This is a genomic window from Mesorhizobium sp. M7A.F.Ca.US.002.01.1.1 (genome assembly GCF_004022955.1).
GTDB classification, from domain to species: Bacteria; Pseudomonadota; Alphaproteobacteria; order Rhizobiales; family Rhizobiaceae; genus Mesorhizobium; species Mesorhizobium ciceri.
Window position 1 is genome coordinate 1 of record NZ_RZQE01000336.1, and the last position, 6491, is coordinate 6491.

Below are 6491 nucleotides of genomic sequence, written 5' to 3' on the forward strand. Positions count from 1 at the left end.
GCTGAACACGCTGCCGCGCGAGGTGCCCGTCGTCATCGCCAGCCACGACCGCGCCTTCCTCGACGCCACCACCAACCGGACCCTATTCCTGCGCCCGGAACAGTCGCCGGTGTTTGCCCTGCCCTACTCCCGCGCCAGGCAGGCGCTCGACGAGGTCGATGCTTCGACCGAGCGCAAGTTCCAGCGCGACATGAAGGTGGCGCAGCAATTGCGCCGGCAGGCGGCCAAGCTCAACAACATCGGCATCAATTCGGGCAGCGACCTTTTGACGGTGAAGACCAAGCAGCTCAACCTGCGGGCCGAAAAACTGGAAGAAGCGGCCGTACCGGCGCACCGCGAAAAGTCGGCGGGTGCCATAAAACTGGCCAATCGCGGCACCCACGCCAAGGTGCTGATCACGCTCGACGACGCGGCTGTGGAAACACCCGACGGCACCCCGCTGTTTCGAACCGGCAAGCGCCATATCTGCCAGGGCGACCGCATCGTGCTGCTCGGCCGCAACGGCGTCGGCAAGTCGCGCTTCGTCACCCTGATCCGCAATGCCATTGTCGAACCGGACACGGTGCCGAATGTGAAGGTGACGCCGTCGACGGTGCTAGGCTACAGCGACCAGGCGCTGTCGGGCATCAGCGGCGACGACACGCCGCTGATGCTGGTCTCGCGCCGCTACGATGTCGGCGAGCAGCGTGCCCGCTCGCTGCTGGCAGGCGCCGGCGTGGTCATCGAGATGCAGGAGAAAAAGATCGGTGCGCTGTCCGGCGGCCAGAAGGCGCGGCTGATGATGCTGGCGCTGAGGCTCGCCAATCCCAACTTCTATCTGCTGGACGAGCCGACCAACCATCTCGACATCGACGGCCAGGAAGCCCTGGAAGCGGAACTGCTGGCACATCAGGCAAGCTGTGTGCTCGCCTCGCACGACCGCTCCTTCATCCGCGCCATCGGCAACCGCTTCTGGCTGATCGAGAAACGGCGGCTGACCGAAGTCGAAGACCCAGAGGATTTCTTCCGCTCGGTGGCGGAGGGCGCTGGCTAATCGGTGAACAAAACTGCCGATGAAGTTCCGGCCTGTCGAGCGCAGGCCGGAGTTTCGTATCATGTTACGAGACGTCTTCTTGACTTCCGAAGCGTATCATGCCATGGTACGCCACTCGGGTCGGCAAGATGATACGCTCCTTCAAAGACAAGACCAGCGAAGCCGTTTCGAACGGCAAGGCTCCGAAGGGCTTCCCATCGGACCTTGTCCGCTCAGCCCAGCGGAAGCTGTTCATGATCGACAACGCCGCCGAACTGTCGGATCTGAAGACCTCCCGGCAACAGGCTTGAGCCGCTGAAAGGTAACCGTGCGGGCCAGCATTCGATCCGCATCAACGATCAATTCCGCGTCTGCTTTCGGTGGGTGGAAGGGCAAGCGGAGGATGTTGAAATCACCGACTATCATTGAAGAGGGTTCAAAATGCTGAACATCAACCCACCTATCCATCCCGGAGAAATTCTCCGTGAGGAATATCTCGTGCCGCTCAATCTGAAGCCTTACACGCTGGCCAAAAAGCTGCATGTGCCCCGCACACGCATCGAGCGCCTGGCCAGCGAGACGACACCGGTAACGCCCGACACCGCTTTGCGCCTTGCGAAGTTCTTCGGAACCACGCCGCAGTTCTGGATGAATATGCAGGCGAGCTACGACCTCGCCGTAGAGGGAGAGGCGAAGAAGGCCGATCTTGAAACAATCGAACGTCTACAACCGCGGCCTGAAGTAATCGCGTTAGCAACAACCCGCTTCAAGCAGGCTGCGGAGCTAGCGATAAAAAAATCTCGGCGGTCTGTCGGATAGCCTCAGCCCGTCGCGTCCTTGGGATGCCGACACGATGATGCCGGCCCAACCCAGGGAGAATTATCATGTCGGTTCTTTCGTCCATCGGTCGCATCGCAACCCGGTATGCGGCAGCGCGCGCTCGTCACCGCAGCGAACGCGTCCTGCGTTCACTGCCTGCCTCGCTGCGCAAGGATATCGGGTTTCCGGACGTCTTCGATGCGCAAAACGGCCGCCGCCCCTGACCTCGCGGGGCGCCAGTCAGTCATGCGTATCGCCCGAAAGCGGCGTCGCCTGCATCGATACGCGTTTTTCGAAAGCCTCGAACCAGCGCGTCAGCAGTGCCCGTGAGCGAAAAGGCGGAAGGTGACGGAACGCCATCCAGGACAGCGTGGTGGCCAAGGCAATGTGGCCGATATGGAGCGGCGCCTCGTCGTCCAGCGTGCTCTCGATCCAGTCGTAGCTCGCCTCGATCTTTTCCCGGTATCCGTCGGCGAGAGCACCATAGCGCAACTTTTCGGGTCTCCTTTCCGTCTCCCAGCGCAAGGCTATACCCGTCTGCGCCAGGCCCTGGGCGACCGCCTGCAACCGCAATGCCTGCCAGCGCGCCTCGCCGTCGTGCGGCACCAGCTTGCGACCGTCATGCAGCGTGTCGAGATAGGCGCAGATGACATCGGAATCGAAGATCGGCGACGCGTCGGGCCGCAACAGCACCGGCACTTTGCCGAGCGGGTTTTCGGCGTAGACGTGGGCATTGCGCAAAGTCGGACTGGTCTCGTGATGAATGACCTCCAGCCGATCGGCAATGCCAACCTCGTGGGCGAAGACGAGCGCCTTGCGCGCGAAGGGTGAGTGGGTCTGATAGTAGAGGATCATTGTCGTCCCAGGATTTGAAGAGGCGTTCGCCTGATCCATCTGTTCTAGCCTGCGAGCCGAGAGAATTGCGCTCTGATTGGGCGCGGTCGACGCAAGTTCGTTTCACGCCTCTCGTCCAACTGCGGCTGCGTGGCCTGTCCAGGGCCGGTCGGCCAAAAAAATCTGCCGGCCATGTAGGAACGCCGGCACCTCATCCGTCCTTTGGCTCGCAAGGCCAAACGCAAAGAGGAACAACAGATGACCGATCAGACCCCCGTTCAGCCCGCGGCCAAAGTGCTCGGCGGATTGACCCCCTATCTGCAGCTGGATGGCGCCTTCAAGGCTGCCGAATTCTACAAGAAGGCCTTTGGTGCCGAGCAGGTCTTTGCCTATCCGGCGGACGAAAAAGGCCGCACCATGCACATCCACCTCCACATCAACGGCTCGACGCTGATGCTCTCCGACTTCTATCCCGAAAACGGCATGCCTGCCGTCAAGCCGCAGGGTTACACCATGCAGCTTCACCTCGGCAGCGACGACATCGAAGCCTGGTGGAAGCGCGCCGTCGATGCCGGCTGCGAAGTCGCCGTGCCGCTCCAGATCATGTTCTGGGGTGACCAGTGGGGCAATATGCGCGACCCGTTCGGCGTCGAATGGGCGATGAATGCGCCGGTCAAGAAAGCCTGATCTATCGCCAATGGCGAAGTCCCTCACCGGCTGGCGTCGGTGAGGGATTGTGAACTTCCAGGAGGAGACCCACAATGTCCTATGTCGATGGCTTCGTGCTTGCCGTGCCCAAGGCAAATCTCGATGACTACAAGAGGCTGGCCAATCTCGCAGGCCCTATATGGAAGGAACACGGCGCGCTCGCCTATGTCGAATGCATCGGCGACGACGTGCCCTATGGCGAGGTCACTTCGTTCCCGCGCGCCGTGCAGGCCAAGGACGACGAGATCGTCGTCTTCGCCTGGGCCGTCTATGAGTCGCGGGAGAGCCGCGATGCCGTCATGGCCAAAGTGATGGCAGATCCGCGCCTGAAGGCCGATTGGGCGGACATGCCGTTCGACGGGAAGCGCATGATCTTCGGTGGCTTCAAGCCATTCATAGAGCTTTGAGCAGCCGGTAGCAGATTGGCAGAAGCCCCTCAGCTTCGTCATCCTAGGACGAAGCAGGAGCAAAGCTCCGTCGCGAAGGCCTTAGGATGACGACGCGGGTGCTTAGGCCAATCTCTAAGGCCACGATCAGCTAGAGAGCGTTGCGCTAATCCAGCCTGTCCAGAAGCGGCTTCAGCCGGTCACCATAGCGCTTCCATAGATCGACCGACCCCTGATACATCGGCTGGCGCACCTGTGCGGCTGAAGCCGTGCGCACCGGTCGGTCGGTCTCGTGGAACGATAGTGCCGCGTCGTCCCAGGGCAGGCCGAGATGGGCGATCAATGCCCGCGTCTGGCCTTCCTGGTCGGCGACAAAATCCTCGTAGCGTACATCGTGCACGACGCCTGGCAGCACCGTGTGCCAATGCTTCATGATGTCGGTGTAGAGATTGTGGAAGTCGGCGAGCTCGCCGAGATCGTAGCCATAGCGATGGCTGTCACCGCGGAAATGCACCTTGTAGATCGACAGGCAGGTGGCCGCCGCATCGCGCGCGCAGTGGATGATCCTGGCCTTGGGCATCATCATGTGGATGAAGCCGACAAGCAGGAAGTTGCCCGGCATTTTGTCGGTGACGTGGCGCATGTTCGGATAGCGGGCATGGAGCATGTCGAGATAGGCTTGGCCTGCCTCGGCAAAATCCGAATCGCCCGTATCCGATACGCCCCATGGGAAGCCACCCGGCATAGTCGCCGGGAACTGCCTGCCGACCGCCTTCTTCAATATGCTGAGCTCGCCTGCGCCATAGACCTGCGGATGGCTGGCAATGATCTGCTCGACCAGCGTCGTGCCCGAACGCGGCATGCCGACAATGAAGATCGGCGTGTCGTCGCTGATTGAGCTGGGACTGTGCTTCTCGAAGAAGCCGGCATCGAAGGTGGCCTTCATCGCCTCGAACTCGGCCCGCGTCCTGGCCTGGTCGTAGTCGATGCCTTTGCGGCGGATCGCATTGCCCTCGGCGAAATAGTCGAAGGCCCGGCCATAATCCTTGAGATCGTCATTCGCCTTGCCGAGTCCGAAGGACAGCTGCATGCGCGCCAGGCTGTCCTGCGGCGCCTTGGTATGCTGGGCTTCCATGCCCCCAAGCTCGCTGTCGCGCTCCTTCTGGCGCTTGACCTGCGTCAGCATCAGCCAGGCTGTGGCCATGGCGGGGTTGATCGCCAACGCCTGCCGGAACAGGTCGGCCGCCTCGTCGAGCTTGCCCTTTTCCATCAACCCGACGCCGAGCCCGTGCAGCAGGTCGGCATCCTTGGGTCGGATCGCCAGCGCTTCGCGGAAGGCAGCCAGCGCCTCATCCAGCCGCCCGGCTTCCTGCAGGGTTTCGGCAAGCCCGATGCGGGCGCGCACATGAAATGGGTTGCGTGCAACCGTGCCGCGATAAATCTCTTCGGCCTCTTCGAACTGGCCGACCTGTTTCAGCGATGAGCCGAGATTGTCGCGCGCCGCGAGTTGGTCCGGCCGCAGATCTACTGCGCCGCGAAAGAAATCGATGGCCGCAGCAGGGCGGCCGAGGTCGCGCATCACCGTACCGAAATTGTTGAGGAAATCGGGATTCGTCGGCTGCAGGCTCACCGACCGTTCGATGAGATCCAGCCCTTCTTCGCTGCGCCCGGTCTGGTGGAGCAGCAGTCCCAGGAAATGCGCCGCGGCCGCGTGCTTGGGCTGACGCGCCAGCACCTGCCGGTAGATCGTCTCAGCCTCTTGCCGGCGCCCGGCCTGATGCAGTTGCAACGCCTGCTGCACATACTGGTCGAGGCCCAGCGGCGGCTGTCCGCCTGCGCCAGACCTGGCTCCCGCACCCGCCGCTCGTCTTTGATCTCTGTTGATGGGAAACCTACCGTGTTTTATCCGCCTGTGGCGATCTAGGCCATCGGCGCCGCAGGTTCAAGGCTTCGCTTGCTGTCTCATCCTTTCGTCGGTGCGGAAAGATCAAATCAGCACACCGCGATCCGGCCCCAGCAAATCTGGCTCGAGGCCACGGAGCGCGCGTTCATCGATATCAACTCGGCCCGCTCAACGCTCGTTCGTGCCCGCGAACTTGGCCACGCAGTGGCAATCGACGACTTCGGCACCGGCTACTCCAGCCTGTCCTATCTCGAGGGGCTGCCGCTCGATGCGCTCATAATCGACAAATCGTTCATCGATACGATCAGCACGAATTCCGCCACCAATTCCGTCACCGCGCATATCATCGACATGGCCAAGACACTAAAGCTGAAGATCATTGCCCGAAGACGGGGAAACGCAGGCGCAGGCCGACTACCTCGCGGCGCGCGACGTCGACTACGGCCAGGGCCGGCTGTTTGCCAGACCCATGCCCGCGTCCGAGTTCGTCGCCGACTGTCGCCGGTGAAACCGACGGCTTGATGATTGTCGTCCTCAACGAGGCGCAGCGTTCTCAGCACGGCCCGTCGCCAACGACGCGATAGTCCGCGGCACGGGCTTCGCAGGAATTGGGGAAGGTGCGCATTTCGCCATGCCGGCGCGCGCACACCGGCGCATATTCGCGGGTGCAGAACGTCTGCTCTTCACCACCGCCGCCGCCGCCACCGCCGCCACCGTCGCGGCACGGACCGTCGCGCACGATGCGGTAGCCGGCCCGGTCGGCAAGACAGGCATTGGCGAAGGTCTGGCGATCGCCGCCGCGCCGGGCACAGACCGGCTCGTACTGCTT

General features: G+C 62.3%; 7 protein-coding genes and 3 pseudogenes. 7 read left to right on the forward strand and 3 right to left on the reverse strand.

The genetic code is table 11. The features are described from left to right. From EN932_RS25580 to EN932_RS25595, 4 genes and pseudogenes are all read left to right on the forward strand, one after another. On the forward strand, positions 1 to 1033 hold a 1033-nt coding region (locus EN932_RS25580; protein ID WP_164890618.1), incomplete at its 5' end, for an ATP-binding cassette domain-containing protein. Positions 1034 to 1161: 128 nt separating this feature from the next. Beyond that, a pseudogene (locus EN932_RS25585) lies at positions 1162 to 1441 on the forward strand (type II toxin-antitoxin system RelE/ParE family toxin). 12 nt (positions 1442 to 1453) lie between these two features. Further along, a pseudogene (locus EN932_RS39075) lies at positions 1454 to 1687 on the forward strand (HigA family addiction module antitoxin); the annotation flags it as partial. Positions 1688 to 1896: 209 nt separating this feature from the next. Continuing rightward, positions 1897 to 2055, forward strand: a complete 159-nt coding sequence (locus EN932_RS25595; RefSeq protein ID WP_013530026.1) for a hypothetical protein — start codon at positions 1897 to 1899, stop codon at positions 2053 to 2055. Positions 2056 to 2071: 16 nt separating this feature from the next. On the opposite strand, the gene EN932_RS25600 is transcribed toward EN932_RS25595, so the two are convergent. Next, positions 2072 to 2686 carry a glutathione S-transferase gene (locus EN932_RS25600; RefSeq protein WP_127368779.1) on the reverse strand — a complete coding sequence of 205 codons (615 nt, stop codon included), beginning with the start codon at positions 2684 to 2686 and terminating at the stop codon, positions 2072 to 2074. 237 nt (positions 2687 to 2923) lie between these two features. Between EN932_RS25600 and EN932_RS25605 the strand changes: the two genes are divergently transcribed. Together EN932_RS25605 and EN932_RS25610 are read left to right on the forward strand one after the other, a co-directional pair. After that, positions 2924 to 3352 (forward strand): glyoxalase/bleomycin resistance/extradiol dioxygenase family protein, encoded by a 429-nt coding sequence (locus EN932_RS25605; RefSeq protein ID WP_013530024.1) that lies wholly within the window; start codon positions 2924 to 2926, stop codon positions 3350 to 3352. Between the two features lie 74 nt (positions 3353 to 3426). Further along, positions 3427 to 3780 carry a DUF1428 domain-containing protein gene (locus EN932_RS25610; RefSeq protein WP_127384780.1) on the forward strand — a complete coding sequence of 118 codons (354 nt, stop codon included), beginning with the start codon at positions 3427 to 3429 and terminating at the stop codon, positions 3778 to 3780. Between the two features lie 145 nt (positions 3781 to 3925). Here EN932_RS25610 and EN932_RS25615 read toward each other — a convergent pair whose 3' ends face one another. After that, entirely contained in the window at positions 3926 to 5548 is a 1623-nt protein-coding gene (locus EN932_RS25615) for a sulfotransferase (RefSeq protein ID WP_245460944.1), read from the reverse strand. Between the two features lie 195 nt (positions 5549 to 5743). Between EN932_RS25615 and EN932_RS25620 the strand changes: the two are divergent. Continuing rightward, positions 5744 to 6170, forward strand: a pseudogene (locus EN932_RS25620) (EAL domain-containing protein); the annotation flags it as partial. Positions 6171 to 6215: 45 nt separating this feature from the next. Here EN932_RS25620 and EN932_RS25625 read toward each other — a convergent pair. Beyond that, positions 6216 to 6491: Kazal-type serine protease inhibitor domain-containing protein (locus tag EN932_RS25625; RefSeq protein ID WP_128369152.1), on the reverse strand; the 276-nt coding region annotated here is incomplete at its 5' end.

What these genes read in the sequence shown, in the direction of transcription:
- EN932_RS25610 (WP_127384780.1), top strand. Translation starts at nt 3,427, where the DNA reads ATGTCCTATGTCGATGGCTTCGTGCTTGCCGTGCCCAAGGCAAATCTC.
- EN932_RS25600 (WP_127368779.1), bottom strand. Translation starts at nt 2,686, where the DNA reads ATGATCCTCTACTATCAGACCCACTCACCCTTCGCGCGCAAGGCGCTC.
- EN932_RS25605 (WP_013530024.1), top strand. Translation starts at nt 2,924, where the DNA reads ATGACCGATCAGACCCCCGTTCAGCCCGCGGCCAAAGTGCTCGGCGGA.
- EN932_RS25595 (WP_013530026.1), top strand. Translation starts at nt 1,897, where the DNA reads ATGTCGGTTCTTTCGTCCATCGGTCGCATCGCAACCCGGTATGCGGCA.